24 protein-coding genes are annotated in these 26,260 nt (G+C 73.5%); 7 read left to right on the plus strand and 17 right to left on the minus strand.

Annotated elements, in window-relative coordinates; all coding sequences use genetic code 11:
• Positions 1–181: 181 nt before the first annotated feature.
• From BFL37_RS03865 to BFL37_RS03880, 4 genes are all read right to left on the minus strand, one after another.
• The gene (locus BFL37_RS03865) at positions 182–1,201 is read right to left on the minus strand and encodes a hypothetical protein (RefSeq protein ID WP_086513841.1); all 1,020 of its coding nucleotides are present in this window, start codon (positions 1,199–1,201) and stop codon (positions 182–184) included.
• Positions 1,198–2,538 carry a sensor histidine kinase gene (locus BFL37_RS03870; RefSeq protein WP_241533838.1) on the minus strand — a complete coding sequence of 447 codons (1,341 nt, stop codon included), beginning with the start codon at positions 2,536–2,538 and terminating at the stop codon, positions 1,198–1,200. Before BFL37_RS03870 ends, BFL37_RS03865 begins: the two co-directional genes overlap by 4 nt.
• Positions 2,528–3,232: a response regulator transcription factor gene (locus BFL37_RS03875; protein WP_086513842.1), complete on the minus strand. Its 705-nt coding sequence runs from the start codon at positions 3,230–3,232 to the stop codon at positions 2,528–2,530. The genes BFL37_RS03870 and BFL37_RS03875 overlap by 11 nt, the downstream gene beginning before the upstream one ends.
• A 98-nt stretch (positions 3,233–3,330) precedes the next feature.
• Positions 3,331–4,578: a class I SAM-dependent RNA methyltransferase gene (locus BFL37_RS03880; RefSeq protein ID WP_086513843.1), complete on the minus strand. Its 1,248-nt coding sequence runs from the start codon at positions 4,576–4,578 to the stop codon at positions 3,331–3,333.
• A gap of 73 nt (positions 4,579–4,651) precedes the next feature.
• Here BFL37_RS03880 and BFL37_RS03885 point away from each other — a divergent pair, with 73 nt between their 5' ends.
• Positions 4,652–5,323, plus strand: a complete 672-nt coding sequence (locus tag BFL37_RS03885; protein ID WP_086513844.1) for a Maf family protein — start codon at positions 4,652–4,654, stop codon at positions 5,321–5,323.
• A gap of 28 nt (positions 5,324–5,351) precedes the next feature.
• Here BFL37_RS03885 and BFL37_RS03890 read toward each other — a convergent pair whose 3' ends face one another.
• A complete protein-coding gene (locus tag BFL37_RS03890) occupies positions 5,352–5,879 on the minus strand; it encodes a hypothetical protein (protein WP_086513845.1) in 528 nt (175 codons plus the stop codon).
• Positions 5,880–6,001: 122 nt separating this feature from the next.
• On the opposite strand from BFL37_RS03890, the gene BFL37_RS03895 reads away from it, so the two are divergent.
• The gene (locus BFL37_RS03895; RefSeq protein WP_086513846.1) at positions 6,002–7,771 is read left to right on the plus strand and encodes an acetyl/propionyl/methylcrotonyl-CoA carboxylase subunit alpha; all 1,770 of its coding nucleotides are present in this window, start codon (positions 6,002–6,004) and stop codon (positions 7,769–7,771) included.
• Positions 7,772–7,850: 79 nt separating this feature from the next.
• Here the strand turns inward: BFL37_RS03895 and BFL37_RS03900 are convergent, their stop codons facing one another.
• A complete protein-coding gene (locus tag BFL37_RS03900) occupies positions 7,851–9,293 on the minus strand; it encodes an NAD(P)H-quinone dehydrogenase (protein ID WP_086513847.1) in 1,443 nt (480 codons plus the stop codon).
• Positions 9,294–9,403: 110 nt separating this feature from the next.
• On the opposite strand from BFL37_RS03900, the gene BFL37_RS03905 reads away from it, so the two are divergent.
• From BFL37_RS03905 to BFL37_RS03920, 4 genes are all read left to right on the plus strand, one after another.
• Positions 9,404–10,231 carry a purine-nucleoside phosphorylase gene (locus tag BFL37_RS03905; RefSeq protein ID WP_086513848.1) on the plus strand — a complete coding sequence of 276 codons (828 nt, stop codon included), beginning with the start codon at positions 9,404–9,406 and terminating at the stop codon, positions 10,229–10,231.
• Complete coding sequence (locus tag BFL37_RS03910) at positions 10,228–11,928, plus strand: phospho-sugar mutase (protein ID WP_086513849.1); 1,701 nt, start codon at positions 10,228–10,230, stop codon at positions 11,926–11,928. Before BFL37_RS03905 ends, BFL37_RS03910 begins: the two co-directional genes overlap by 4 nt.
• A gap of 88 nt (positions 11,929–12,016) precedes the next feature.
• Positions 12,017–12,655, plus strand: coding sequence for a MerR family transcriptional regulator (locus BFL37_RS03915; RefSeq protein WP_086513850.1), 639 nt, complete (start codon positions 12,017–12,019; stop codon positions 12,653–12,655).
• Entirely contained in the window at positions 12,652–13,686 is a 1,035-nt protein-coding gene (locus BFL37_RS03920) for a hypothetical protein (protein ID WP_086514006.1), read from the plus strand. Before BFL37_RS03915 ends, BFL37_RS03920 begins: the two co-directional genes overlap by 4 nt.
• Here the strand turns inward: BFL37_RS03920 and BFL37_RS03925 are convergent.
• From BFL37_RS03925 to BFL37_RS03935, 3 genes are all read right to left on the minus strand, one after another.
• Positions 13,635–13,907, minus strand: coding sequence for a PTS sugar transporter subunit IIB (locus BFL37_RS03925; RefSeq protein ID WP_086513851.1), 273 nt, complete (start codon positions 13,905–13,907; stop codon positions 13,635–13,637). The two genes, BFL37_RS03920 and BFL37_RS03925, sit on opposite strands and share 52 nt — an antisense overlap.
• Entirely contained in the window at positions 13,904–14,353 is a 450-nt protein-coding gene (locus tag BFL37_RS03930) for a PTS sugar transporter subunit IIA (RefSeq protein ID WP_086513852.1), read from the minus strand. Before BFL37_RS03930 ends, BFL37_RS03925 begins: the two co-directional genes overlap by 4 nt.
• 64 nt (positions 14,354–14,417) lie before the next feature.
• Entirely contained in the window at positions 14,418–15,536 is a 1,119-nt protein-coding gene (locus BFL37_RS03935; protein WP_086513853.1) for an adenosine deaminase, read from the minus strand.
• Positions 15,537–15,638: 102 nt separating this feature from the next.
• Here BFL37_RS03935 and BFL37_RS03940 point away from each other — a divergent pair, with 102 nt between their 5' ends.
• Complete coding sequence (locus BFL37_RS03940; protein ID WP_086513854.1) at positions 15,639–16,574, plus strand: nucleoside hydrolase; 936 nt, start codon at positions 15,639–15,641, stop codon at positions 16,572–16,574.
• A 73-nt stretch (positions 16,575–16,647) separates the two neighbouring features.
• Here BFL37_RS03940 and BFL37_RS03945 read toward each other — a convergent pair whose 3' ends face one another.
• From BFL37_RS03945 to BFL37_RS03980, 8 genes are all read right to left on the minus strand, one after another.
• The gene (locus BFL37_RS03945) at positions 16,648–17,946 is read right to left on the minus strand and encodes a thymidine phosphorylase (protein WP_086513855.1); all 1,299 of its coding nucleotides are present in this window, start codon (positions 17,944–17,946) and stop codon (positions 16,648–16,650) included.
• Complete coding sequence (locus BFL37_RS03950) at positions 17,943–18,374, minus strand: cytidine deaminase (RefSeq protein ID WP_086513856.1); 432 nt, start codon at positions 18,372–18,374, stop codon at positions 17,943–17,945. The genes BFL37_RS03945 and BFL37_RS03950 overlap by 4 nt, the downstream gene beginning before the upstream one ends.
• Positions 18,371–19,675 carry an ABC transporter permease gene (locus BFL37_RS03955; protein WP_086513857.1) on the minus strand — a complete coding sequence of 435 codons (1,305 nt, stop codon included), beginning with the start codon at positions 19,673–19,675 and terminating at the stop codon, positions 18,371–18,373. The genes BFL37_RS03950 and BFL37_RS03955 overlap by 4 nt, the downstream gene beginning before the upstream one ends.
• The gene (locus BFL37_RS03960; protein ID WP_172403733.1) at positions 19,672–21,051 is read right to left on the minus strand and encodes an ABC transporter permease; all 1,380 of its coding nucleotides are present in this window, start codon (positions 21,049–21,051) and stop codon (positions 19,672–19,674) included. The genes BFL37_RS03955 and BFL37_RS03960 overlap by 4 nt, the downstream gene beginning before the upstream one ends.
• Positions 21,048–22,589 carry an ABC transporter ATP-binding protein gene (locus tag BFL37_RS03965; protein WP_086513858.1) on the minus strand — a complete coding sequence of 514 codons (1,542 nt, stop codon included), beginning with the start codon at positions 22,587–22,589 and terminating at the stop codon, positions 21,048–21,050. Before BFL37_RS03965 ends, BFL37_RS03960 begins: the two co-directional genes overlap by 4 nt.
• Before the next feature lie 81 nt (positions 22,590–22,670).
• Positions 22,671–23,765: a BMP family lipoprotein gene (locus BFL37_RS03970; RefSeq protein WP_086513859.1), complete on the minus strand. Its 1,095-nt coding sequence runs from the start codon at positions 23,763–23,765 to the stop codon at positions 22,671–22,673.
• A 150-nt stretch (positions 23,766–23,915) separates the two neighbouring features.
• On the minus strand, positions 23,916–24,989 hold the full coding sequence (locus BFL37_RS03975; RefSeq protein WP_086513860.1) for a BMP family lipoprotein: 1,074 nt from the start codon (positions 24,987–24,989) through the stop codon (positions 23,916–23,918).
• 74 nt (positions 24,990–25,063) lie between these two features.
• A complete protein-coding gene (locus BFL37_RS03980) occupies positions 25,064–26,185 on the minus strand; it encodes a mannose-1-phosphate guanylyltransferase (protein WP_086513861.1) in 1,122 nt (373 codons plus the stop codon).
• Positions 26,186–26,260 lie beyond the last annotated feature (75 nt).

Consider the following 26,260-nt stretch of genomic DNA (forward strand, 5'->3'; position numbering starts at 1 on the left):
GTGCTGGGGGACCCGCATCGCGGGTCAATCAACACGGCGTCGTCCAACTGTGGTGAGCAGACGACGCCAGGGGGCGGATCATCTCGATGCTCGGGTCATCGGGATGACCGGAGAGGCGCGGGGGCGGACGGTGCAGGCACCGGCCCCCGCGCCTCTCAGCATCCCGCCCGCGTGGTGCCGCTCAGCGCGGTCTCGGGATCTCCAGCCACAGGTCGACCTCGTCGTCCAGGTCGTCGCTCCCCAGGAGGCTCGCGCTGCCGTCGCCGGCCACGCTGAGGCCGACGACCGTGATGGCCGTGTCGGATCCCTCGGGGACCGTGCGGGCGATGATCTTGTCCGCGCGCGTGTCGCGCACGGCCTCGGCCAGCCGGTCGAGCACGATGTCGCGCGTGGCGTCGTCGAGGTCGTCGATGCCGCCCTCGTCGAGGAGGGTCACGACCGTGCCGCGACGGCGCGCGAGCATGACCTGCTCGCGGACGGCGTCGTTGAGGAGCGTGCGCCCGCGGATCTCGTCGCGGATCGCGCCCTCGAGGTAGAGGCACTCCTGCCGCTCCTCCGGGGAGAGGTCGCCGCCGGTCTCCACGATGCGCCGGAGCATCGGGACCGCCATGCGGCTCGTCTGCCGGAGCCGGAACTGGCGCTCGTACAGGTGCGCCTCCTGCGCGGCCTGCCAGTCGGCCGCCTCGCGCTCGGCGCGGTGGAACTGCCGGGCGTCGCGCGCCGCCTTGGCGAGCGCGTGCGCGAGGACGTGCGAGACCGCGACCCACAGCGCGCTGCCCGTGACGCCGTACTCGACGAGCCCGCCCGGTCCGCCCCACAGCACCGTCTGCACCGCGAGGATGACGATGCCGGCCCACGCGAAGCCCTGCCGGCGGCGGGCGGACGTGATGGTCATCAGGGTCCCCACCGCCGCGATGTGCCACGTCGTGAAGGGCGCGAGGGATCCGGGCGTGAGCTGGCTGCTCACGAGGACGGGCACGACCGTCGCCACGGCGAGGTTGAACGCCGCGAGCCAGACGGGCATGACCGTGGGGCTCGTCGGCCACAGGCTCATCAGCGTGGCCACGAGGTAGAGCGCGATCGCGACCAGCGTGACGGCCGGATCCGCGGGGGCGCCGATCGCCACCAGGGCCAGCACCACGTGGTACGCCGAGAAGAGGGCCGCGAGCCCTAAGACGATGGAGCGCGGGACGACGATCACGGCTCGCCCCTCCCCGGGTCGGGCGTCTCGGCCGCGGGCGCGTCCGCGGGGTGCGGAGCGGCCGCGGTCGGGGCGTCGTCCGCGGGGGCGGGCCAGCGGATCCGCACGGCCGTGCCCTCCCCCGGCGCGGACTCGATCGTGACGAGCCCGCCTGCCTGCGCCACGCGCTCCTTGATGGAGACGCGGAGCCCCAGTCGCTCCGTGGGGATGCGGCGCTGGTCGAAGCCCACGCCGTCGTCGACGACGTCGATCGCGACGCCCTCGTCGCCGTGGCCCGAGATGACGAGCATCCGGGTGATGGCCTCGGCCGAGGTCCCGGCGTGCTGGAGGCTGTTCATCATCGCCTGCACCGCCGCGGAGTAGATGGCCTCCGCGGTGGCCACGGGGACCGCGCGCGTGCCGAGGTCGCGCGTCTCCAGCACGAACGGCGCGGAGAGCGCGGACGCGGCGTCGACGATGCGCTTCGCGACGGCCCGCAGGGGCACCGAGGCGTCGTCGTCCGTGCCCTGCTCCGCCGCGGCCAGGTGGCCCATCGCGTTGGCGGCCATGGTGGCCGCGAGCGCGCGGGCGGCCGGATCCCCGGTGCGGGCCGCCGACAGCAGGGTCGTGAGGACGCTGTCGTGCACGATCGCGTCGACCTGCACCCGCTCCACCTCCGTCGCGTGCTGCCGCACCGCGTGCGAGTAGCGCGTGAGCGCCGTGCCCTGCGCCCAGTCGACGCCGAGGGCGGCCTGGCGGAGCACGGTGACGATCATGAGGACGGAGCCGCCGAGGATGATCGAGTAGAGGACCTGCAGGAACGAGTCGAGAGGCGTGATGACCCCGTGACGCACCACCACCTCGATGACGCCGAGCCCCAGGGGCACCGCGACCGTGTAGATCACCGCGATCCACAGCCGGAACGCCATGGCGGCGCACGTCGTCGCGACCGTGAGCTCCTGGTAGAGGAACGGCTGCGGGACGGTCGCGGGCGGCGCGGGCACGATGGCGAACGGCCACGTGACGAGCGCGATGACGAAGACGACCGCGACGGTGGCGTGCGCGGGCACGACGCCGCGGCGGATCACGCCGGCGACGCAGGTCCAGACGAGGCTGCCGAAGAACACGGTCAGGAAGGCGATGCTCCACGCCGGCCGCATGGCGTCCAGCTGCTCGCTGATGACCTGCAGCGACTGGAGGGCGAAGAGCAGCCCGAACGCGCCGGCGCCGCGACCGAGGATCGTCTCGATGCGGGCGAGGCTGATGGGGTTGTCGGGGGTCCGCGGCGGCGCGCCGGCGAGGGCACGCGTCGCGGGAGCCGCGGAGGGCGGCGCGCTGGCCGATGGCCTAGCGGGCATCGCCGCCGTCCTGGTCCAGTCCCGGGAGGATGCCGTCCTCCACGGCGCGGCGGAGGAGGTCGACCTTGGTGGGCGCCGGGCGGCCGACCTCGACGTACTTCACGCGGATGCGGTCGAGGTACTCGCGCGCCGTGCTGTTCGCGATGCCGAGCTGCTGAGCCACGAGCTTGAGCGGCAGGCCGGACGCGTACAGGTGGAGGACGTCGCGCTCGCGGCGGCCGAGCTGCGCCTTGGCGAAGTCGCGGTCGGCGTCGATCGCGGTGGCCCACTCGAGGTTGTTGAGCACGTCGCCGCGCGCCACCGTGGCGACGGCCGCCATGACCGTCTGCGTGGCGGACGACTTGGGGATCACGCCCGCGGCGCCGGCGGCGAGCGCCTCGCGGACGCTCGCGACGCGGTCGGCGATGCTGTGGACGAGGACCGCGGCGCCCGTGCCCTGCGCGGCCTTCACGTTGTCGGTGACCGAGGATCCGTCGCCGAGCGACAGGTCGAGGACGACCACGTCGCACTCGCGCCCCACCAGGCCGTCGACGAGCTCGCGGGCGTTCGCGGCGGCGAGGATGAAGTCGTACCCCGCGTCGAGGCAGGCGGCCTTGAGGCCGAGGCGCACGGACTCGTGGTCGTCGACCACGGCGACGCGGACGGGCGGGCGGCTCTCGGACGCCGGATCGGATCCCTGCGTGGTCTCGGTCATCCGGCTCCCCCTCGTCGCGTGGCGCCGCCGAGCTCCGACGGGCGCCTCGCCCACTGTATCGCCCGACGGACGGGCTCCCGCGGCCGGGGATCGGCCGGTCAGGAGGCGGCGGGCACCAGCACGGCCACGCTCTCGACGTGGTGCGTGTGCGGGAAGAGGTCGAACGAGCGCACGGAGCGGAGCTCGTAGCCGCGCTCGGCGAAGAGCGCCACGTCGCGGGCGAGCGCCACCGGATCGCACGCGACGTACACGACCTGCGCCGGGCGCAGCTCGGCGAGCGCGTCGACGACGGGCTTCTTCGCGCCCGCGCGCGGCGGGTCGAGCACGACGGTCGCGCCCTGGAGCCGGCGGCGCTCGGCGGGGCTCGCCTCGCGCGCCAGCCTCTGCAGGTAGCGGTCGACGCGCGACGTGAGGGACGCGGCGCCCACCCACTCCGCGAGGTTGTCGCCCGCGAACTCGGTGGCGACCTCGTCGCTCTCGACGCTCGTGATCCGCACGGTGTCGCCGAAGCGGTCGCCCACGGCGGCGGCCAGCAGCCCGACTCCCCCGTACAGGTCGAGGTTCGCGGCGCGCGGGTCGAAGAGGGCCTCGTCGATGGAGGACTGCACGGCGTCGTACAGCGTCTCGGCGGCGCGGCGGTGCACCTGCCAGAAGCCGCCGGCCTCGAGCTTGAACTCGCGGTCGCGGACGCGCTCGGTGATGGTGTCGCGGCGCTGCGGCTTGCCGTCGATGAGCAGCATGCGCACGTGGCCGTCGGCGGGGGCGACGAGGTCGATCCCCTCGACGCCCGGGAAGCGCTGGCCGAACGGCGCGGCGCCGTTGACGCCCGCGGTGGCGAGCGGCAGGGACTCGACGGGGATCACGCGGTGCGAGCGCGACGCGTACGGACCGACCACGCCGTCGTCGCCGACGTGCAGGCTGACGCGCGTGCGCCAGCCGAGGCCGTCGGACTCGTCGTCGCCGGGGAGGGCCTGCACCTGCACGTCGTGGTCGACGCCGGCCATGCGGGAGAGCGAGTCGACGACGACCTGCCGCTTGAGCTCGCGCTGGTGGGCGAGGCGGATGTGGCCGAGCTCGGCGCCGCCGACCCTGTCCTCGGGCGCCCGGTCGACGGAGGCCTCGGCCCAGACGTGCGGCCGGCGGTGCGGCGACGCGTCGAGCACCTCGACCGTGTCGGCGCGCCAGAACGACTTCTTGGAGTCCTCCGTGATGCGCGCGCGCACCCGCTCGCCGGGGATCGCGTCCGAGACGAAGATCACCCGGCCGTCGTGCCTCGCGACGGAGACTCCCCCGTGCGCCATGTTGGTCACGTCCACCTCGACCTCGCGGCCCACCTGCTCACCCATGCGGCAACCCTGACACACGCGGGAGCGGCTCCGGGACGCGCATCCGGCCGGACGGGCGTGCCACCATGTCCGCGTGACCACGCGCCTCCACCTCGCCTCGACGTCCCCCGCCCGCCTCGCCCTGCTGCGCTCCGCCGGCATCGAGCCCGTCGTCCTGCCCTCGGACGTCGACGAGCCCGCCGCGGTCGCCGCCGTAGAGGCGCGGCAGGGGCCGCTCGGACCGGAGGACATGGTGCAGCTGCTGGCGCGCGCCAAGGCAGAGGCGGTCGTGGGCCAGCTCGTCGCCGGCGCGCCGATCACGGGCCTCGTGCTCGGCGGCGACTCGGCCTTCGAGATCGACGGCGTCGTGCACGGCAAGCCGCACACGGTCGAGCGGGCCACGGAGCGCTGGCGGGCGCAGCGCGGGCGGGCGGGCCGGCTGCACTCCGGGCACTGGCTGATCCAGGTGACCGACGGCCGCATCGTGCGCGGAGTCGGCCGCGCGGCCGTCGCCGACGTGCGCTTCCGCGCCGACATCACCGACCGCGAGATCGACGCCTACGTCGCGACGGGCGAGCCGCTGCTCGTCGCCGGGTCGTTCACCATCGACAGCCTGGGCGCGGCCTTCATCGAGCGGATCCAGGGCGACCCGAGCACGGTCGTCGGCCTGTCCCTGCCCACCCTGCGCGGACTCGTCCGCGAGCTCGGCACGGAGTGGACGGACCTCTGGAACCGGCAGGGCGCGGTCGAGGCGCGCCTGGTCTGAGCGCGGAGGCGGGTCGGGCGGGCTGAGGTCAGCCCCGCCCGAGGACCTCGATGCGGTCGGCGAGGTAGGCCGCGAGGGGCCGCGTCTCGTGGGCGTTCGGCCCCCACTGCACGCGGAGCTCCCGGCCGCGCAGGGACAGCGGACCGGATCCCGCGGCCAGGGACGCCGCGTCGAGCGCGATCGGCTCCCAGTCGTAGTCGACCGCGTCGCCCTCCTCGAAGGCGCGGACGGCCTGGCGCCTCGCCTCCTTGCGCGCCTCGACGCCGGAGTCGAGGCCCTGGGATCGCGTGGGCTCCACGGCGCGCGTGATGCTGCCGGTGCGGCGGAGGGATCCGTCCGCGGAGAGCAGCAGGACCCCGAGCCGCCAGGCGCGCCCGACCGGCACCATGGCGGGCTGCCGCTTGATGGGGCCGAACGACCGCTTGGCGCGCACCTCGGCGAGCGCCTCGTCCGGCGCGCTGCGGGACCGCAGCTCGGCGACGGTGGCCCGGAGCAGCTCCGCGAGGTCGGCCGCGGCGGCTCGCGCGTCGTCGTCGACGGTGCCGGATGCGGTCATGCGTCGATCATGCCAGGGACGCGCCGGGACCGGCGGGTTGTGGGCGCGCGTACCCGGTGGGGTCGCATGTTTGTGCGGACCCTCCGAAGCCGGGAGCATCCCAGACCCTAGGCTGGGTTCCCATGACGCGTGTGAACAAGGTCCTCATCGCCAACCGGGGCGAGATCGCCGTCCGCATCATCCGGGCGGCGAGGGATGCGGGGATCGGATCGGTCGCCGTCTACGCCGACCAGGACCGCGACGCCCTGCACGTCACGCTCGCCGACGAGGCCTACGCCCTCGACGGGCAGACGAGCGCCGACACCTACCTCGTCATCGCGAAGCTCCTCTCCATCGCCCGCCGCTCCGGCGCGGACGCGGTGCACCCGGGCTACGGCTTCCTCGCCGAGAACGCCGACTTCGCCCAGCAGGTCATCGACGCGGGGCTCGTCTGGATCGGCCCCTCGCCGAGCGCCATCCAGCAGCTCGGCGACAAGACGACGGCCCGCCACGTGGCCGAGCGCGTGGGCGCGCCGCTCGCCCCCGGCACGCTCAACCCGGTCTCCGGTGCCGACGAGGTGCTCGACTTCGTCGACGTGCACGGCCTCCCGGTCGCCATCAAGGCCGCGTTCGGCGGCGGCGGCCGCGGCCTCAAGGTCGCCCGCACCCGCGAGGAGGTGCCGGAGCTGTTCGAGTCCGCCACCCGCGAGGCCGTCGCGGCGTTCGGCCGCGGCGAGTGCTTCGTCGAGAAGTACCTCGACCGCCCGCGCCACGTCGAGACCCAGTGCCTCGCCGACGGCGCCGGGAACGTCGTCGTGATCTCCACCCGCGACTGCTCGCTCCAGCGCCGCCACCAGAAGCTCGTCGAGGAGGCACCCGCGCCGTTCCTCACCGACGAGCAGAACGCCCAGCTCTACGCCGCGTCGAAGGCGATCCTCCGCGAGGTCGGCTACGTCGGCGCCGGCACGTGCGAGTTCCTCGTCGCGCAGGACGGCACCATCTCCTTCCTCGAGGTCAACACGCGCCTCCAGGTCGAGCACCCGGTCTCCGAGGAGGTCACGGGCATCGACCTGGTGCGCGAGCAGTTCCGCATCGCCGCGGGCGGCCTCATCGACTACGACGACCCGGCGCCGCGCGGCCACTCGTTCGAGTTCCGCGTCAACGGCGAGGACCCGGGCCGCGGCTTCTTCCCCGCACCCGGACCCGTGCACGTCTTCCAGGCGCCCGGCGGCCCCGGCGTCCGCGTCGACTCCGGCGTGCGCGCGGGCGACGTGGTCTCCGGCGCGTTCGACTCGCTGCTCGCGAAGCTCATCGTCACGGGATCCAGCCGCGAGGACGCCCTCGAGCGCTCCCGTCGCGCCCTCGACGAGTTCGAGGTGCAGGGCCTGCCCACCGTGCTCCCCTTCCACCGCGCGATCGTGCGCGACGCCGCCTTCGCCCCGGCGGACGGCGCGCCCTTCTCCGTGTACACGCGCTGGATCGAGACGGAGTTCGACAACACCATCGAGCCGTGGTCCGGCGCCCTCGAGGACGCCGCCGAGGCGCCCGCCCGGCACACGGTCGTGGTCGAGGTCGGCGGCAAGCGCATCGAGGTGAGCCTGCCCGAGGACCTCGCGCCCGCCGCGGGGGCGAGCACGTCCCGTCGCGCGGCGGCGGCCCCCGCCCGCCGGAAGCAGTCCGGCTCCGTGGACACCTCGGACGGCGGATCCGTCACCTCGCCCATGCAGGCCACCGTCGTCAAGCTCGCCGTCGAGGAGGGCCAGCAGGTCGTCAAGGGCGACCTCCTCCTCGTCCTCGAGGCGATGAAGATGGAGCAGCCGCTCACGGCGCACGCCTCGGGCACCGTCTCGGGGATCTCCGCCGTTGTCGGCCAGACCGTCCCGTCCGGGCACCGCCTGCTCGACATCGTCTGACCCGCGCCCCACGCGACGACGGCCGGTCCCCGCAGGGGCCGGCCGTCGTCGCGTGCGGGCCGCGGGCGCGGCCGGCGGCTCAGAGCACGATGTGCATGGCGCGCGCCGCGTCGGAGATGCTCCCCGACAGCGACGGGTACACCGTGAACGCGCGCGCCACGTCGTCCACCGTGAGCCGGTGCTCGACCGCGAGCGCGAGCGGGAAGATGAGCTCGCTCGCCTTGGGCGCGACGATGACGCCGCCGATGACCGTGCCGGAGCCGGTGCGCGCGAACAGCTTCACGAAGCCGTCCTTCACGTTCTGCATCTTCGCGCGCGGGTTGGAGGCGAGCGGCAGCTTGTAGATGTCGCCCTGCGCGAGCCCCTCCTCGATCTGCTTCTGCGACCAGCCGACCGTGGCGATCTCCGGCTGCGTGAAGATGTTCGAGGTCACGTTGCGGAGCTCGGTGGGGCTCACCGCGTCGCCCATCGCGTGGTAGACCGCGGTGCGGCCCTGCATCGACGCGACGGAGGCGAGCGGCAGGAACGTCGTGCAGTCGCCCGCCGCGTACACGCTCGGCACCGAGGTGCGCGCGACGCGGTTCACGCGGATGTGGCCGGACTCGCTCATCTGCACGCCCGCCTCCTCGAGGCCGATCCCGGCGGTGTTGGGCACCGATCCGACCGCCATGAGGCAGTGGCTGCCCTCGACGACGCGGCCGTCGCTGAGCGTCGCGACCACGCCGTCGCCCTGGCGGACGACCGACTCGGCGCGGGACTTCGACAGGACGGTCATGCCGTTGCGCGTGAAGACGTCCTCGATCACGCGGGCGGCGTCGGCGTCCTCGCCGGGCAGCACCTGGTCGCGGGAGGAGATGAGCGTGACCTTCGCGCCGAGCGCCGTGTACGCGGAGGCGAACTCGGCGCCGGTGACGCCGGAGCCGACGACGATGAGGTGCTCGGGCACGCAGTCCATCGTGTAGAGCTGCGTCCAGGTGAGGATCCGCTCGCCGTCGGGCTTCGCGGTCGGGAGGATGCGCGGGCTCGCGCCCGTGGAGATGACCGTGGTGTCCGCGTCGATCTCGTCGAAGTCGGTGCCGCGGCCGCCGCCGCGGCCGGTGGAGACGATGATGCGGTTCGGCCCGTCGAGCCGTCCCTCGCCCTGCACGATGCGGACGCCCGCCCGGATGAGGCTCGACTTCATGTCCTCGGACTGCTGGCGCGCGAGCCGCAGCAGGCGGTCGTTGACGGCCTGGAGGTTGACGGCCACCTCGGGGCGCACGGGCCGGCGGCTCTGCTCGCCGCGGGAGAAGAACTGGACGCCGAGGTCGGCGGCCTCGCCGAGCGCGTTCGTGGCCTCCGCGGTGGCGATGAGGGTCTTCGAGGGCACCACGTCGGTCATCACGGCCGAGCCGCCGACGCCGACCCGCTCCACGAGCGTCACCTCCGCGCCGAGCTGCGCTCCGGCGATGGCCGCCTCGTATCCGCCCGGGCCCCCACCGAGGACGGCGATCCGCTGGTTGGCCTCGAACTCGTATCCCATGCGCACATCATCCCGCAGGCCCCGGCCCCGCGCGAACCGGTCGCCCGGCGCCTCCGCGACGCCGCCGTGGCCGCCCGGGGCGCGGGGTCGCGCGCATTTAGGATCGGGGCATGACCTACAGCAACCCCCTCGAGTCGCCCGACGCGGACCCCCAGGAGATCGCGCGGCAGGCGGCCCGGCAGATCGCCGAGCTCACGGGCGTCGAGCGCCACGACATCGCCCTGACGCTCGGCAGCGGATGGGGGCGCGCGGCGGACCTCATCGGCGAGACCACCGCGACCATCCCGGCCACCGAGGTCGTCGGCTTCTCGAAGCCCGCGCTGGAGGGACACGTCGGCTCGCTCCGCAGCGTGCTGCTGCCGTCCGGCCGCCGCGCCCTCGTCATCGGCGCGCGCACCCACTACTACGAGGGCCACGGCGTCCGCCGGGTCGTGCACAGCGTCCGCACCGCCGCGGCGACCGGCGCGACCACGATGATCCTCACCAACGGCGCGGGGGGCATCAAGGAGCACTGGACGCCGGGCACGCCCGTCCTCATCAGCGACCACATCAACCTCACCGCCGACTCGCCGCTCGAGGGCGCCACGTTCGTCGACCTCACCGACCTCTACTCCGCCAGGCTCCGGGCGATCGCCCACGAGGTCGAGCCCGACCTCGACGAGGGCGTGTACTGCCAGTTCCGCGGCCCGCACTACGAGACGCCCGCCGAGGTGCGGATGGCGAAGGCGATCGGCGGCCACATCGTCGGCATGTCCACCGCGCTCGAGGCCATCGCCGCGCGCGAGGCCGGCATGGAGGTGCTCGGCATGTCGCTCATCACGAACCTCGCCGCCGGGATCCAGGAGACGCCGCTCAGCCACGAGGAGGTCATCGAGGCCGGTCGCGCCGCCGAGGGCCGCATCGGCGGGATGCTCGCCCGCATCGTGGGCGCGCTGTGAGCCGCGAGGAGACCGTCGCCCTCGCCGCCGCCGCGCGCGCCTGGCAGGCCCAGGACCCGGATCCGGTCACGCGCGCGGAGGTGGAGGAGCTGCTCGCGCGCGTCGACGGCGCGCCCGGGATCTCCGCCGCCGACCGCGAGCAGGCGTCCGCCGACCTCCGCGACCGCTTCCAGACGCGCCTCCAGTTCGGCACCGCCGGGCTCCGCGGCGAGCTGGGCGCGGGTCCCAACCGGATGAACCGCGTGCTCGTGTCGCAGGCCGCCGCCGGCTTCGCCGACTACCTGCGCAGCCGCAGCCCCCGCCCGAGCATCGTCATCGGGTACGACGGGCGCCACAACTCCCGGATCTTCGCGGAGGACACCGCGCGCATCATGGCGGGCGCCGGCGTCCGCACGGTGCTCCTCCCCCGGGCGCTGCCCACGCCCGTGCTCGCGTACGCCGTGAAGCACCTCGCGGTGAGCGCCGGCGTCATGGTCACGGCGTCCCACAACCCGGCGCGCGACAACGGCTACAAGGTCTACCTCGGCGACGAGGACCACGGCGCGCAGATCGTCAGCCCGGCCGACCGCGACATCGCGGCCTTCATCCACAAGGCCGCGGGCGAGCGCACCGTGCAGCAGCTGCCGGTGGCGGACGACTACGAGACCGCGCCCGAGTCCCTGATCGACTCCTACGTGCAGGAGACCGCCGGCCTGTTCGCGGCCCCGCTCGCACCGCTCAAGTGGGTCTACACGCCGCTGCACGGCGTCGGGTGGGAGACCGCGGCGCGCGTGTTCGACGCGGTCGGCGTCGACGCGCCCGTGGTGGTCGCCGCGCAGGCGGATCCGGATCCCGACTTCCCGACCGTCGACTTCCCCAACCCCGAGGAGCCGGGCGCGCTCGACCTCGCGTTCGAGGCGGCCGTGCAGTCGGACGCCGAGCTCATCATCGCCAACGACCCCGACGCCGACCGCCTCGCGGTCGCCATCGCGGACGAGCACGGCGCGTGGCGGCGCCTCTCCGGCAACGAGGTCGGCATGCTGCTCGGGCTCGGCATCGCCGAGCGGTACGCGGACGAGGGCAAGACGGGCACGTTCGCCTCGTCCCTCGTCTCGTCCCCCGCGCTCGAGGTCGTCGCCCGGGAGCTGGGCTTCGGCTACCGCGAGACGCTCACGGGCTTCAAGTGGATCTCGCGCGCGCCGGACCTCATCTACGGCTACGAGGAGGCGCTCGGCTACCTGGTCGCGCCGTGGATCACGAGCGACAAGGACGGCATCTCCGCCGCGGTCGCCGTGCTGCACGGGGTGATGCTGCTGAAGTCGCGCGGGCAGACCATCGACGACTACGACCGCGAGTTCGCCGAGCGGTTCGGCTCCTTCGCGAGCGACCAGATCTCGGTGCGCGTCACCGACCTCGCGGTCATCCCGCGGATCATGGCGAAGCTCCGGCAGTCGCCGCCGACCTCGATCGGGTCCCGCCGCGTCGAGCGCATGGACGACCTCGCCGAGGGGACGGTCGACCTGCCGCCGAGCGACGTGCTGCGCTTCCACCTCGGCGACGGCGCGCGCCTCATCGTGCGACCGAGCGGCACGGAGCCGAAGGTCAAGGTCTACCTCGACGCGCAGAGCACCGAGGGCACCGTGGCCGAGCGCAGGGACGCCGCGCGGGCGATCATCGCCGACCTCGCGCAGGCCGTGCCGCAGCTGCTCGAGGTCTAGCCGCCGCGGAGCCGCGGGCCGTCGCCGGTCCGCGGCTCTCTTCCCTCCCCTACTGGTAGTGGCGCTATCAGCGCGTTAGCCTCACCGCATGCGCATCACCGAGCTGGCCGAGGCCACGGGCGTGGCCCCCGCCACCGTCAAGTACTACGTCCGCGAGGGCCTGCTCCCCGCGGGCATCCGCGTGAGCGACAACCGCACGGACTACGACGAGGAGCACGCGCGCCGCGTCCGACTGATCCGCGCCCTCATCGACGTGGGACGGCTGCCCGTCGCGCGCGCACGCGAGGTGCTCGCGACGCTCGACGACGAGGAGCGCCACGTGCAGGACGTCTTCGCCGTCGCGCAGGACGCGCTGACGCCGGGCCCGACGGCCGCGGATCCCCCGCCCGCCGACGCGCTCGCCCGCGTGGACGCCGCCAGCGCGGAGGCCGGCTGGTGCGTCATCGAGGGGCACGCAGGCCGGGCGCAGGCGGCGCGCGCCGTCGACGCGTTCGCGCGCTCGGGCCACCCGATGGAGGACGCCTACCTCGCGCGCTACGCGGAGGCCGCGGCGATCCAGGCCGAGGCCGACCTCGCCGCGGTGCGCGGGCGCCCCGACCGCACGGCCATGGCCGAGCTCATGGTGGTCGGCACCGTGCTGGGCGACCAGCTGGCGGCGGGGCTGCGCCGCATCGCGCAGGCGACCGCGTCCTCGCCCGCGTGGGCGTCGACGGGCGGCGCGTCGTGATCCGGCGCGCGTTCGGCTGGCACCGGCCGCTCATGGCGGTCGCCGCGCTGATGGCCGTCGTCGCCGCGGCGTGCCTCGTGGGCGGTCTGGTCGACGACCGCACCGTGTCCGGCGCGCCGGTCTGGGACAAACCCGCCAAGTTCTCGCTGTCGATCCTCGTCTACGCCGTCTCCTGGGCGTGGCTCATCGCGCGCCTCCCCCGCTACCGGCGGCCGGCGCACATCCTCGGCACGGTGGTCGCGGTCGCGCTCGTCGTGGAGCAGGCGGTCATCGTGGGCGCGGCGGCGGCCGGCACGACGAGCCACTTCAACATCTCCAGCCCGCTCGCGACGACGCTCTGGGCCGTGATGGCCACGTCGATCACCGTGCTCTACCTCTGCACGTTCGCCACGAGCCTCGCGGTGCTGCGCCTCCGGCTCCCCGACCCGGCGCTCACCCTCGGCATCCGCGCGGGAGCCGTGATCGCGCTCGTCGGCATCGGGCTCGCGTACCTCATGACGTCGCCGACCGCGGCCCAGCTGGCCGACTTCCACGGCGTGGCGGGCGCGCACGCGGTGGGCGCGGCCGACGGCGGCCCCGGGATCCCCGTGCTCGGCTGGAGCACGACGGCGGGCGACCTGCGGATCCCGCACTTCGTCGGCATGCACGCGCTGCAGCTGCTGCCGGTCGCCGCCCTGGTCCTCGGCGCGGCCGGGCGCCGGATCCCCGCGCTCGCGCCCGACCGGGTGCGCGTGCGGCTGACGGCGATCGCGGCGATCACGTACCTGGCGGTGATCGCGATCGTGACGGTGCAGGCGCTCCGCGGCGAGCCCGTCACGGCGCCCTCGCCCGCTATCGCGTCGGCGGCCGTCGCGGTGGCCGTCGCGGCCCTCGTCGCGGCCGTCGCGGTGGTGCTCCGCGGCGGCCCGCGCCCGTCGGCCGGCGGAGACGCGGGTCCGGCCGGCGAGGCGCCGACCCGGCGGTCGACCGCGCCGGAGGCTCAGCCCAGCGCGGCGTCGAGCTTCGCCGAGATCTCCTCGAGGTCGAAGTAGTTCTCGATCACCACGACGTCGGCGTACGTGGGCCCGATGCGGTCCACGAGCTCCGGCGACGTGAGGATGACCTGCGCGTCCTCGCCGATGGACGCGACGCTCGCGAGGTCGGCCGCCGTGACGTCCGCCTCGATGCCGAGGCGCGCGAGCGCCCGCTCGGCGTTGACCTTGAGGATGCCGGACGTGCCGATCCCCACGCCGCAGATGGCGACGACCTTCATGCGCTCTCCTCGCCGGCCATGATGCGCCGGACCTCGTCGACGGTGGTGGCGGCGCGCAGCCGCGGGATGGCGGTGGCGTCGTTGAAGATGTTCGCCATGTCGGCGACGGAGGACACGTGCCGGTCGACCGTGGTGACCGCGAGGCCGACGATGACGTCGACGGGGTCGTTGTGCGCGTGCCCGAAGGCCACCGGCTCCGTGAGCGTCACGACCGCGAGGCCGTCCGCGAGCGTGTCGGGCCCGGGCCGCGCGTGCGCGAGCGCGAGCCCCGGGGCGATGACGACGTAGGGTCCGAACTCCTCGACGACCCGGATCATCGCGTCCCCGTAGTCAGCGGTGGCCGCACCCGACCGGACGAGCGCGTCGCCGACGAGGCGCACGGCGGCGCGCCAGTCGCCGGCTTCGGCGCCCAGGGTGACGGCGTCGTCCGGGAGCGGTGGGAGCACGGGGTGCGACCTCTCTGTCGGGGTGGGCGGGCGGACGAGCGGGACGCGGGGCCGGGGCCTTGCGCTACAGGCGGGCGAACCCGTCGGAGATGATGTCGGCGAGCGCCTCGCGCTCCTCCAGCGGCAGGAAGGCCGCGGCCGCCGCGTTGAGCTGGAAGGCCTCGTGGTCGTCCAGGTCGTAGGCGAACGCGTCCGTGAGGAGCGCCAGCTCGCGGCTGATGGTGGTGCCGCTCATCAGGCGGTTGTCGGGGTTCACCGTGACGGCGAATCCGAGCTGGTACAGCAGGTCGAAGGGGTGGTCGGTCATCGCGTCGCCCCAGGCCTCGATGGCGCCGGTCTGCAGGTTCGACGACGGGCTGAGCTCCAGCGGGATGCCGCGGTCCTTGATCCACTGCGCGAGCGCGCCGAGGGTGACGAAGACGTCCTCGCCCTCCTCGCTGTCGATCTCGATGTCCTCGGCGATGCGCACGCCGTGGCCGAGGCGGAGCGCCCGGCCGTCGAGCAGCGCGCCGCGGATGGACTCGAGGCCGTCGGCCTCGCCCGCGTGGATCGTGCGGGGCATCCACTCGCGCGCCAGGAGGTCGAACGCGCCCTGCATGCGGGACGGCGGGAAGCCGGCCTCGGGCCCGGCGATGTCGAAGCCGACGACGCCGCGGTCGCGGTGGCGGATGGCCAGCTCGGCGATCTCGGTGCCGCGGTCGAGGTGGCGCATGGCGCTGACGAGCTGGCCGACGCGGATGGATCCGCCCGCCTCCTCGACGCCGCGCACGGCCTCCTCGATGCCGGACTGCACGGCCTCGACGGCCTGATCGAGCGAGAGGCCCTGCGCGAGGTGCTGCTCGGGCGCCCAGCGGATCTCGCCGTAGACGACGCCGTCGTCCGCGAGGTCCTCGACGAACTCCCGGGCGACGCGCGCCAGGTGCGCCTCGGTCTGCATGACGGCGATGGTGACGTCGAAGGTCTTCAGGTAGTCGACGAGCGATCCCGAGTCGGCGCTGGTGCGGAACCACTCGCCGAGCGCCTCGGCCCCCTGCGCGGGCAGCTCGAGCCCGATCTCGTCGGCGATCTCGACGATGGTCGAGGGGCGGAGGCCGCCGTCGAGGTGGTCGTGGAGGGAGACCTTGGGGAGGTCGCGGTACGACCCTCCGCCGGGCAGCGTGGAGTCCTCGGGAGCGAGTGTCATGGGACGAATCTACTAGCCTCGACGAGGCCCGCGACGAGGTCGTGAGCGCACTCATCATCGGCGGGCGAGGCGTCGCGCCGCCCGAGCCCCCGGAGGACCCACGTGCCCGTCAAGATCCTGATCGACTGCGACCCCGGCCACGACGACGCCCTCGCCCTGATGCTCGCGCACGGCAGCCCCGAGGTGGAGCTCGTCGGGATCACCACGGTGGCGGGCAACCAGACGCTGGAGAAGGTGACGCGGAACGCGCTCGCGGTCGCGACCGTCGCGGGGATCGACGGGGTGCCCGTCGCCGCCGGCTGCGCGCGTCCGCTCGTGCGGCCCGTGATGACGGCGCCCGAGATCCACGGCGAGTCCGGCCTCGACGGGCCGGAGCTGCCGGAGCCCGCCGTGGCGCTCGACCCGCGGCACGCCGTGGACCTCATCATCGAGACCGTGATGGCGCACGCGCCCGGCGAGATCACCCTCGTGCCGCTCGGCGCCCTCACGAACATCGCGCTGGCCGTGCGCCGCGAGCCGCGCATCGTCGAGCGCGTGAGGGAGGTCGTGCTGATGGGCGGCGGATACCACGCGGGCAACCGCACCGCCGTCGCGGAGTTCAACGTCGCGGTCGACCCCGAGGCCGCCCACATCGTGTTCGGCGAGGCGTGGCCCGTGACCATGGTGGGCCTCGACCTCACGTACCAGGCCACCGCGACGCCCGAGGTGCTGGCGCGCATCGCCGCCCTCGGCACGCCCGCCGCGCGGTTCGTCGTCGACTCGATGGAGTCGTACGGCCGCGCGTACCACGACCGGCAGGACTTCCCGAGCCCGCCCGTGCACGACCCGTGCGCGGTCGCGCGCGTGATCGACCCGCGCCTCGTCTCGGTGCGGCGCGCGCCGATCTCCGTGGAGCTGACGGGCACGCACACGACGGGCATGACGGTGGCGGACCTCCGCCGGCCGGCCCCCGCGGACTGCACGACGCAGGTAGCGGTCGACCTCGACCACGCGGGCTTCTGGGACGTGGTGGTCGACGCGCTCGAGCGCATCGGCTGACGGGCGGCCCGGCCCGCGAGCCGCCCGGGGAGCCGCCCGACCGCCGTCCGCGCGGAACGGCGGCCGGCGCGGATCAGCCCTCGGCGGTGATGCGCTCCCGCACGAGCGGGCCGCGTGGCGCGAACTCCTCCGGGTCGCCGACGCGGTACGCGCCCTCGAGCGACTCCAGGGCGCGGGCGAACCGCGCGGGCTCGTCGGCGGAGAGCGTGAACAGCGGGTCGCCGCGGCGGACGCGGTCCCCCGGCTTCGCGTGCAGGTCCACTCCCGCCGCGTGCTGGACGGCGTCGCCCTGGCGCGCGCGTCCGGCGCCGAGGCGCCAGGCGGCGATGCCGAACGGCAGCGCGTCCTGCTGCACGAGCACGCCGTCGCGCTCCGCGGTGACCACTTGCGTCTCGCGGGCGACGGGCATGGCCGCGTCCGGATCCCCGCCCTGCGCGCGCACGGTGGCGCGCCACGAGTCCATGGCGCGGCCGTCGCGGAGGGCGTCCTCGACGTCGGCGTCCGGGATCCCGACCGCCGCGAGCATCTCCCGCGCGAGCGCGAGCGTGAGCTCCACGACGTCGGCCGGACCGCCCCCGGCCAGCACCTCGAGGGACTCGCGCACCTCGTTGGCGTTGCCGATGGCCAGTCCCAGCGGCACGTCCATGTCGGTGAGGAGCGCGGTCGTCGTGACGCCCGCGTCCGTGCCGAGCTCGACCATGGTGCGCGCGAGCTCGCGGGAGCGGTCGATGTCGGTCATGAAGGCGCCGCCGCCGAACTTCACGTCGAGCACGAGCGAGCCCGTGCCCTCCGCGATCTTCTTGCTCATGATGCTGGAGGCGATGAGCGGGATCGCCTCGACCGTGCCCGTGGTGTCGCGCAGCGCGTAGAGGCGCTTGTCCGCGGGGGCGAGCCCGCTGCCGGCGGCGCAGACCACGCCGCCGTGGTCCTTCATCTGCTGGACCATCTCCTCGGTGGAGAGGTCGGCGCGCCAGCCGGGGATCGACTCGAGCTTGTCGAGCGTGCCGCCCGTGTGGCCGAGGCCGCGGCCCGAGAGCTGCGGCACGGCGACGCCGTAGGACGCGACCAGCGGCATGAGCGGGAGGGTGATCTTGTCGCCCACGCCGCCCGTGGAGTGCTTGTCGACCGTGGGCTTGCCGAGTCCGGAGAAGTCGAGCGTCTCGCCGCTCGCGATCATGGCGAGCGTGAGGTCGCGGATCTCGGTGCGGTCCATGCCGCGGAGGAGGATGGCCATCGCGAGCGCGGCCATCTGCTCGTCCGCCACGTAGCGGTCGGTGTACGCCGCGACGAGCCAGTCGATCTCGGGCGTCGAGAGCCGGCCGCCGTCGCGCTTGGTGCGGATCAGGTCGACGACGTCGAACGCGGCGCTCACGAGCGGTCCCCGTAGGCGTTCAGCGTGCTCGGCCCGAAGGCGTCGGGCAGCACCTCGTCGATCGTGCGGATCCCCGACACGGTCTCGAGCAGCATGCCCGGCACCGCGTGCTCGAACAGCAGCTGGCGGCACCGCCCGCACGGCATGAGGATGTTGCCGTCGCCGTCGACGCACGTGAAGGCGACGAGCTGGCCGCCGCCCGTCAGGTGCAGGACGCTGACGAGCGCGCACTCCGCGCACAGCGTCAGCCCGTAGCTCGCGTTCTCGACGTTGCAGCCGGTGATCACGCGGCCGTCGGTCGCGATGGCCGCGACGCCGACCGGGAAGCGGGAGTACGGGACGTAGGCGCGCTCCATGGCGTCGTGCGCCGCCTCGCGCAGCGATCCCCAGTCGATGCCGCCGGACTGGACGGGCTCCACGGCGCTCACGACTTCACGTAGGGCTTGCCGGCCGCGGCCGGGCCGCGCACCTGCCCCACCAGTCCGGCGACCGCGGCGATGGTCACGACGTACGGCAGCATCAGCATGAACTCGCTCGGCACGGGCGACCCGATGACGCCGAGGACGTTCTGCAGGTTGCTCGCGAAGCCGAACAGGAGGGCGGCGAGCGTGGCGCGCAGCGGATCCCACCGGCCGAAGATGACCGCGGCCAGCGCGATGAACCCCGCGCCCGCCGTCATCTCCTTGTTGAACGCGCCGACGGACCCGAGCGTGAAGAACGCGCCGCCGAGCCCGGCGATGGCGCCCGCGAGGGACACGTTCCAGAACCTGGTCGCCGAGACCTTGATGCCCACGGTGTCGGCCGCCTGCGGGTGCTCGCCCACCGCGCGGAGCCGGAGGCCCCAGCGCGTGTGGAACAGGCAGTACCAGACGAGGAAGACGGCCACGTACATGACGTAGACGATGATCGTCTGCCGGAAGAGCACGGGGCCGATGATCGGGATCTGGCCGAGGACCGGGATGTCGATCCGGTCGAAGCGCGGCGGCGAGTTGAGGCGCGCCGCGTCCACGGAGAGGACCTGCGAGAACAGGAAGCTCGTGAGGCCGGTGACGAGGACGTTGAGCACGACGCCGACGATGACCTGGTCGACCAGGTACTTGATCGAGAACGCGGCGAGCACGAACGAGACCATCATGCCCGCGACCATCGCGGACGCGAGGCCGATGAGCGGCTGCCCCGTGATGGAGGCCACCACGGCGGACACGAACGCGCCCGCGAGCAGCTGGCCCTCGATCGCGACGTTGACGACGCCGACGCGCTCCGAGAGGACGCCGCCGAGCGCGCCGAAGATGAGCGGCACCGACAGCGCGACCGTGCCCACGAGGAGGCCGGGCACCGGGATCGTCTGGCCCGCGGACGCCCACGTGAGGAACGCGACGAGGAACAGGATCGCGAACACGGCGGTGAACCACAGGGGCACCTTCGCCGACCGGCGCACCAGCAGGGCGGACACGACCGTCAGCGCGGCGAGCACCACGGTGACGGCGACGCCCGTGGCGGCGGTCGGCAGCACGAGCGGCGCGAGCTGGATGAGGTCCGTGCCCGTGGAGAGGCCGAACGTGCTCGACCCCTCGCGGCCGAGGAGCACGAACAGGACGAGCGAGATCACGGTGAAGATCCCGAAGGCGACGGGAGCCTTCCAGCTCGTCGCGACGGCGCGCTCGAGGGCGACGGCCGCGGGGTCGTGCGGCGCCGGGGAGGGCGCGGCGGTGGGGGTGGTCGCGGTCACGATGCGATCGCCGCCTTCCGGATCCGGGTGGTGCGACGCGCCTGGCCCGGCGCGGGGAGGCGGAAGACCGCCCGCACGAGCGGGGGTGCCGCGATGAACAGGACGATGAGCGACTGGACGACCACGACGATGTCGATGGGCACGCCCTCCGCCGCCTGCATCGAGAACCCACCGGCCTTGAAGGCGCCGAACAGGATCCCCGCGACGAAGACGCCCCACGGCCGGCTGCGGCCGAGCAGCGCCACCGTGATGGCGTCGAAGCCGATGCCCGCGTCGATCCCCGAGCTGAAGCCCGTGGTGACCGTGCCGAGCACCTGGCTCGCCCCCGCGAGGCCCGCGAGGCCGCCGGAGATGAGCATGGCGTAGAGGTAGGAGTTCTTGACGTCGATTCCGGCGACCCGGGCGGCGCTCGGGTTCTCGCCGACCGCGCGGAACCGGAACCCGAGGCCGGAGCGGTTGAGGAGGTACCAGACGACGACCGTCGCGACGACGACCACGAGGAAGCCCGCGTGCAGCGAGTACCCGTCGCCGAGGAGCGCCGGGAAGACCGCGTTCTCGGCCATCGCCGGCGTCTTCGGGTTGTTCGAGCCGGGCGCCTGCAGCAGGCCGGGGGTCCGCAGCAGGTAGGAGATGAGGTAGAAGGCGACGTAGTTGAGCATGATCGTGACGATCACCTCGTGCGCGCCGGTGCGCGCCTTGAGGAGGCCGACGATCCCGCCCCAGAGCGCGCCGCCGACGACGCCGGCGCCGACCGCGAGCACGAGGTGCACGACGGGCGGCATGTCGAAGCTGAAGCCGACCCAGCCGGCGCACGCCGCGGCGATGAGCATCTGGCCGCGCGCGCCGATGTTGAACAGGCCCACGCGGAACGCCAGCGCGACGCCGAGGCCGGCCGCGATCAGCGGGGTCGCGAACGTGAGCGTCTCGGTGAGCGGCTTGATGCCGTTCGCGAAGCCGGGGCGGCGGAAGTTGTAGATCGACCCCTGGAAGAGCGCGGAGTAGGCGCCGGACGCGGCGTCCCACGCGGCGTCCAGCGTGTCGGTGGGGCGCTGGAAGAAGTAGCCCGCGGCCGTCTGCACGCGCTCGTCGGTCACGGCGATGAGCAGCGCCCCCACGATGAGCGACAGCACGACCGCGAGCACGGACAGCAGCGCGCTGCCGCTCGCGATCTCGCGGAGGACCTGGCCGGCGCGCGACCCCTCGGGTCCGTCGCCGGCGCCGGCACCGTCGGCGGTCGCGACCGCGGGCACCCCGGCGGGCGCCTCGGAGCGCGTGGGGTCGCCCACGGACGCGGCCTCGCGACCGGAGGCGGGCAGCTGCCCCGCGGACGGGTCCTCGGGGCCCTGGCCCTCGGGACGAGTGGTGTCGTCGGTCATGCGGTGCGCCCTCCGGCGGTCGTGGGGGTCGGGACGGATGCGGGGACCTCGCCGGCCATCATCAGGCCGAGCACGTCGCGCGGGGTGTCGCCCGGCACGATGCCGACGATGCCGCCGCGGTACATCACGGCGATGCGGTCGGCGAGCGCCGCGACCTCGTCGAGCTCCGTGGAGACGACGATGACGGGGAGGCCCCGGTCGCGCGTCTCGACGACGCGCGTGTGCACGAACTCGATGGATCCGACGTCGAGGCCGCGCGTGGGCTGGGCGGCGACGAAGAGGCGGAGGTCGCGGCTGAGCTCGCGCGCGAGCACGACCTTCTGCGCGTTGCCGCCGGAGAGCCGGCCGACGTGGGTGTCGATGCCCTGCGTGCGGATGTCGAACTCACGCACGCGGTCGCGCGCGAACTCATCGAGGTAGCCGAGCTTCAGCGATCCGGCGACGACGAATGGCGGGCTGTCGGAGCGGTCGAGCATGAGGTTCTCGGCGATGGTGAACTCCGGGACGAGGCCGTCCTCGTTGCGGTCCTCGGGGACGAAGCCCACGCCCGCGTCGAGGACGCGACGGACGGAGCGGCCGGTGAGGCGCGTGCCGTCGAGGTCGATGGTGCCCGTGACGCGGGGCTGGAGGCCGAGGATCGCCTCGGTGAGTTCGGTCTGGCCGTTGCCCTGCACGCCCGCGATGGCGAGGATCTCCCCCGCGCGCACCTCGAAGCTCACGCCGTCGACGACGACCTGGCCTGCGGCGTCGACCACCGTGAGGTCGCGCACGACGAGGGCGGCGGCACCGGGCGTCGCCGGCTCCTTGGCGACCGTGAGCGACACGCTCCGGCCGACCATGAGCGACGCGAGCTCGGCGTTGCTCGCCGTGGGCTCGGCCTCGCCGACCACCTTCCCGAGCCGGATGACGGTGATGCGGTCCGCGACCTCGCGGACCTCGCGGAGCTTGTGGGTGATGAAGACGATGCCCGTGCCGGCGTCCCGGAGCTGCTTCATGATCACCATGAGCTCGTCGGTCTCCTGCGGCGTGAGCACGGCGGTCGGCTCGTCGAACACGAGCACCTCGGCGTCGCGCGACAGGGCCTTGATGATCTCGACGCGCTGCTGCACGCCGACGGGCAGGTCCGCGACGAGCGCGTCGGGATCCACGTCGAAGCCGAAGCGGGCCGAGATCTCGCGCACCTTCGCGCGAGCGCCGGCCAGGTCGAGCCGGCCGCCGAGCTTCGTCTCCTCGTGGCCGAGCATGACGTTCTCCGCGACCGTGAAGACGGGGATGAGCATGAAGTGCTGGTGGACCATGCCGATGCCGGCGGCCATCGCGTCGCCGGGCCCGGCGAACCGCGCCACCCGGTCGTCGAGGAGGATCTCGCCCTCCTCGGCCTGGTACAGGCCGTAGAGCACGTTCATCAGCGTGGACTTGCCTGCGCCGTTCTCGCCGAGGAGGCAGTGGATCTCCCCCGGCTGGACCACGAGGTCGATGTGGTCGTTGGCGACCAGCGCGCCGAAGCGCTTGGTGATGCCCCGCAGTTCGAGCTTCATCGGATCAATCCGTTCGGTGGGTCGGGTGGACACGCGGCGGGGGGACCGGCGCCTGCCGATCCCCCCGCGGTGCGTTCGATGCTACTTCGTCAGCGACGACGGCGACTCGACGGTGATCGAGCCGTCGACGATGCCCGCCTTGATGGCGTCGAGCTCGCCCGACAGGTCGGACGGGACCTCGGACTCGTAGTCGTGGAACGAGGCGATGTCCACGCCGCCGTTCGCGAGGGTGCCCACGTACGGCGTCGCGTCGAACTGGTCGTCGGCGGCCGTCTTCACGACGTCCTCGACGCCCGAGTCGATCCCCTTGAGCACCGAGGTGAGGAAGAGGTCCTTGAGGTCGGGCGCGGTCTCGTACGCGTCGGAGTCGACGCCCACCATGACGACCTGCTTGTCGCTCGAGTCGCGGATCGCCTCGCCGGCGCTGAGGAAGATCGGGCCGCCGACGGGCATGATGACGTCCGCGCCCTGGTCGATGAGCGTCTGCGCGGCGGTCTTCGCCGTCTGGTTGGCGACGAACTCGCCGGTGAACGACCCGCTCTGGCTCGCGACGTCCCAGCCGATGGCCTTGACGTCCTTGCCCTTCTGCTCGTTGTAGTACGCGACGCCGTCGACGAAGCCGTCCATGAAGATCGTGACGGTCGGGATCTGCAGGCCGCCGAAGGTGCCGACCGTGCCGGTCTTCGAGTAGGCCGCCGCCGAGTAGCCCGCGAGGAACGCGGCCTCGCTCGTGTTGAAGGTGATGGGCTTGACGTTCGGGGCGTCGATCGAGGCGTCGTCGATGATCGCGTACTCGATGTCGGGGTTGGCCTCGGCCGCCTCCTTGGTCGCGTCCGCCAGCAGGAAGCCGACGGTGACGATGAGGCCGCAGCCCTGGTCGGCCAGGTTGGTGAGGTTCGGTCCGAAGTCGGTCTCGGCGGCCGACTCAACCGTCGTCGGGGTCTCCAGGCCGAGGTCGGTGGCCGCCTTCGTCAGTCCCTCGAAGCCGAGCTGGTTGAACGACTTGTCGTCGAAGCCGCCCGAGTCGGAGACCATGCAGGAGACGAGGTCGCTCGTCGCCTCACCGCCCGCACCTCCGGTCGTCGTCTCGGGGGCGGCGCCGCAGCCCGCGAGGATCGCGGTGATGCCGACGGCGGCGAGACCGCCCAGGGCGGCCTTTCGGGTGGTGATGGTCACTGTGGCCTCCAGATGCAGCCCGGGTCCGCCGGGCGATGTGCGTTCATGTTACCCATGCGCGGGAATGCCTCCCGTGCCCGGATCGGGCCTCCGCGCGCAAGCGTTACCGATCCGGGACGAGGCCGAAACACCGCGGCAACACGGGCCCTGCTAGGGGGTCGAGACCGACCGCACCTGCACGTCGCCGGAGACGATCCGGGCCTCCAGGGCATCGAGCTCGGACTGCAGCTCGGCCGGCACCGAGGCCGCGAGGTCGTGGTACTCCGCGAGGCCCACGCCGCCGTTCGCGAGCGTGCCGACGTAGGGCTCGGAGGTGAAGGTCCCGTCCTGGTCGTCGGCGACGATGTCGACCACGGCCTGGCCGGTGTCCTTGAGCACGCTCGTGAGCAGGAGCGGGCGGTACTCGGCGGGGAGCGTGTCGTAGCCGTCGTTGTCGACCCAGATCAGCTTGCCGCTGCCGTGGGCGAGGATCGCCGACGCGGCGCCCTCCCCCACCTGGCCGGCGACCGGCATGATGACGTCGGCGCCCTGGTCGAGCAGGTTCTGCGTGGTGGTCTGGCCCTTCGACACGTCCTCGAAGTCGCCCGTGAACGTGCCGTCCTGCGCGGCGGCATCCCACCCGAGCGCCTGGACGCTCGTGCCGTGCGCCTCGTTGTACGCGGCCACGCCGTCGACGAAGCCGTCCATGAAGAGGGTGACGGGCGGCTGGTTGCCGCCGCCGAAGGTCCCGACCTTGCCGGTCTCGCTCACGCCCGCCGCGAGGTAGCCCGCGAGGTAGGAGGCCTGCGCGGTGTCGAAGACGAGCGGCTTGACGTTCGGGGCGTCGACGACCTCGTCGACGATGGAGAAGTGCACGTCGGGATTCGCGGCCGCGGCGGCCGAGGTCGCCTCCGCCAGCTCGTAGCCGACCGTGAGGATGAAGCCGCAGCCCGTGCCGACGGCCTGCTCGACGTTCGGCGCGAGGTCCGTCTCCGACGTCGAGACGAGGACGTCGGCCTGGATCCCCAGCTCCCGCTCCGCGCGCTGGAGCCCCTCCCAGCTCGACTGGTTGAAGGAGCGGTCCTGCAGGCCGCCGGAGTTGGTGACCATGCGGGCGCAGTAGTCGCTCGCGGCAGCCGTGGTGGCGCCGGGCTCGGGGGCCGCGCCGCAGCCGGCGAGGGCTGCGGCGGCGAGGAGGGCGATGGGCAGGGTGGCGGCACGGACGGCGCGGCGGGTGCGGGGCATCCCCGGAATCTAACGGCGGCGGTACCAGCCCCCTCGGGCCGCGGAGAGCGCCCGAGGGGATCGTTGCCCCTTCGTTACAGGACGTCCGTCCCGCCGCTGAGCTTGAGCGCGTCCACCACGCTCTTCACGCGCTGCGCGTTCTCCTTCGTGGTGACCAGCAGGGCGTCCGGGGTGTCGACGACCACGATGTCGCGCACGCCGATGAGGCTGATGACGCGCTTGCTGTTGGCCACCACGATGCCGCTCGACGCGTCGGACAGGACGCGCGCGTCCTCGCCGAGGATCACGAGGTCGGACTTGCGGCCGCTCGAGTGCATCTTGGCCACGGAGGCGAAGTCGCCCACGTCGTCCCAGGTGAAGGTGCCGGGGATCACGGCCAGCGCGCCCCGCGCCGCGGCCGGCTCGGCGACGGCGTAGTCGATCGCGATCTTCTTGAGGTTCGGCCAGACGCGGTCGACGACGACGCCGCGGTCCGCGGTGTCCCACGCCTCGGCGAGCTCGAGCACGCCCTTGAGCAGCTCGGGCTCGGTGCGTCCCAGCTCCTCGAGGAGGCGGTCGGCGCGCGCGATGAACATGCCGGCGTTCCAGAGGTGCGTGCCGCCCTTCACGTAGCCGCGCGCGACGCCGATGCTGGGCTTCTCCACGAACGACGCGACCTCGAGGGCGTGCGGCGCGTCCGGGATGCTGAGGGCCTTGCCGGTGTGGATGTAGCCGAAGCCCGTCGCGGGCTCCGTGGGGGTGATGCCGATGGTCGTGATGTAGCCGGCGTCGGCGGCGATGACGGCCTCGCGCACGGTGTCGCGGAAGCGGTCCGGGTCGGCGATGACGTGGTCGGCGGCGAACGAGCCGATGATGACGCCGGGCTCGCGGCGCTCGAGGATGGCGGCGGCGAGCGCGATGGCGGCGGTGCTGTCCCGCCCCTCGCTCTCGAGGACCACGTTCGGGTCGGCGAGCTCGGGCAGCTGGGCCTCCACGGCGGCGCGGTGCGCGCGTCCGGTGACCACCATGATCCGGTCCTCGCCCGACAGGGGCGCGAGCCGCTCCCACGTGTCGCGGAGCAGCGTGCGGCCGGATCCGGTGAGGTCGTGGAGGAACTTGGGGGCGTCCGCGCGGGACAGCGGCCAGAGCCGGGAGCCCACGCCCCCCGCGGGGATCACGCTGTAGAAACGGGAGATCGCGCTCGTCTGCTCGGTCATGGGCCCACCCTATCGGCCACCTGGGAGGCGCCAGGATGCGGCGAGTTCACGCGGGCGCAACGGGGCGTTCACGGC

Origin of the sequence: Clavibacter michiganensis (genome assembly GCF_002151125.1) — a bacterium.
GTDB lineage: Bacteria > Actinomycetota > Actinomycetes > Actinomycetales > Microbacteriaceae > Clavibacter > Clavibacter michiganensis_C.

Excerpts from the sequence above, each read along its gene's own strand:
- BFL37_RS03870 (WP_241533838.1), bottom strand. The coding sequence starts at position 2,538 with ATGCCCGCTAGGCCATCGGCCAGCGCGCCGCCCTCCGCGGCTCCCGCG.
- BFL37_RS03875 (WP_086513842.1), bottom strand. The coding sequence starts at position 3,232 with ATGACCGAGACCACGCAGGGATCCGATCCGGCGTCCGAGAGCCGCCCG.
- BFL37_RS03880 (WP_086513843.1), bottom strand. The coding sequence starts at position 4,578 with ATGGGTGAGCAGGTGGGCCGCGAGGTCGAGGTGGACGTGACCAACATG.
- BFL37_RS03890 (WP_086513845.1), bottom strand. The coding sequence starts at position 5,879 with ATGACCGCATCCGGCACCGTCGACGACGACGCGCGAGCCGCCGCGGCC.
- BFL37_RS03895 (WP_086513846.1), top strand. The coding sequence starts at position 6,002 with ATGACGCGTGTGAACAAGGTCCTCATCGCCAACCGGGGCGAGATCGCC.
- BFL37_RS03900 (WP_086513847.1), bottom strand. The coding sequence starts at position 9,293 with ATGGGATACGAGTTCGAGGCCAACCAGCGGATCGCCGTCCTCGGTGGG.
- BFL37_RS03905 (WP_086513848.1), top strand. The coding sequence starts at position 9,404 with ATGACCTACAGCAACCCCCTCGAGTCGCCCGACGCGGACCCCCAGGAG.
- BFL37_RS03915 (WP_086513850.1), top strand. The coding sequence starts at position 12,017 with ATGCGCATCACCGAGCTGGCCGAGGCCACGGGCGTGGCCCCCGCCACC.
- BFL37_RS03925 (WP_086513851.1), bottom strand. The coding sequence starts at position 13,907 with ATGAAGGTCGTCGCCATCTGCGGCGTGGGGATCGGCACGTCCGGCATC.
- BFL37_RS03935 (WP_086513853.1), bottom strand. The coding sequence starts at position 15,536 with ATGACACTCGCTCCCGAGGACTCCACGCTGCCCGGCGGAGGGTCGTAC.
- BFL37_RS03960 (WP_172403733.1), bottom strand. The coding sequence starts at position 21,051 with ATGACCGACGACACCACTCGTCCCGAGGGCCAGGGCCCCGAGGACCCG.
- BFL37_RS03965 (WP_086513858.1), bottom strand. The coding sequence starts at position 22,589 with ATGAAGCTCGAACTGCGGGGCATCACCAAGCGCTTCGGCGCGCTGGTC.
- BFL37_RS03975 (WP_086513860.1), bottom strand. The coding sequence starts at position 24,989 with ATGCCCCGCACCCGCCGCGCCGTCCGTGCCGCCACCCTGCCCATCGCC.
- BFL37_RS03980 (WP_086513861.1), bottom strand. The coding sequence starts at position 26,185 with ATGACCGAGCAGACGAGCGCGATCTCCCGTTTCTACAGCGTGATCCCC.